Genomic DNA, 1035 nt, shown 5'->3' with positions numbered 1-1035 from the left:
GGCTATAACTAGGTGGTGAAAGTCCGCTACAGGCTTGGCAATAGGAACTGTTAGCGAAAAGCAAGGTGTCTGCCGTGAGGCAGTGACTGAAGGAAGCTCGACGCAAATTTCCGAACTGACGAACAGAAACTAGATATAAGGCTGAATTAAGTTGGACGAGTTTGCCAAACAAAACAAAGTCCGATATTGCCCGAAACTTATACAGTAAATCTAGCAGTTACATGGAATGAAAGTTATAGCTCTTACCAGGGGAGATCTTACGAGGGTCAAGTGTAAGTTGAATGATAACGAACCAATAGACAATCTGAGTGGTGACATTTAGATGAATCGTAAGAAGTCAGCCGAGGTCATAGTAGTAGTCAGACTGATAGACTACGAAGGACTGAACAATAGTAATCTTGAAAATTTTAGGAGGTGTGAAAAGTGCGACAATCACAGAAAACAGTTAAAGAAAGCTACTATCAAAAGGATAATGTGGAACATGAAAGATATGACAGAGCGAGTAGTGCTTTTCATGGTGAACAAAACAATCAAGATGGTGTTAATTTGTTTAGGGAAATTTTGTCGAGAGATAATCTTAACCTAGCTTATAGGCAAGTAGTCAGAAATAAAGGAGCGGCAGGCGTAGATGGTATGAGCTATGATGAATTGCTTCCCTACTTGAAAGAAAACCAAGAGGTTTTATTAGAACAACTTTTAAGTGGTAAATATAAACCACAACCAGTACTTAGGGTTGAAATCCCTAAACCTAGTGGTGGAAAACGAAAGTTGGGAATACCTACGGTTATCGACCGAATGATTCAACAAGCGATTAATCAAGTATTGCAACCAATATTTGAATCTGAGTTTTCCGATAATAGCTTTGGGTTTCGTCCAAAGCGTAGTGCTCAAATGGCTATCATACGAGCGAAAGAGTTCTACGAACAAGGATACAAATATGTTGTAGATATTGATATGAAAGCTTATTTTGATACTGTCAATCATGATAAATTAATGTATTACATTGAAAAGAAAGTGAAAGATAAACATGTTTTA

At 37.8% G+C, this 1035-nt stretch carries 1 protein-coding gene; it reads left to right on the top strand.

Going from position 1 to position 1035, the window contains the following annotated elements; translation table 11 throughout:
* Nucleotides 1–423 precede the first annotated feature (423 nt).
* A partial coding sequence (locus tag DOK76_RS13275) for a reverse transcriptase domain-containing protein (RefSeq protein ID WP_370590134.1) occupies nucleotides 424–1035 on the top strand: 612 nt, incomplete at its 3' end.

The organism is Candidatus Vagococcus giribetii, from assembly GCF_017316185.1.
Lineage (GTDB): Bacteria > Bacillota > Bacilli > Lactobacillales > Vagococcaceae > Vagococcus > Vagococcus giribetii.
Note: the sequence above shows the minus strand (reverse complement) of the source record. Positions and strands in the feature narration are given on the sequence as shown.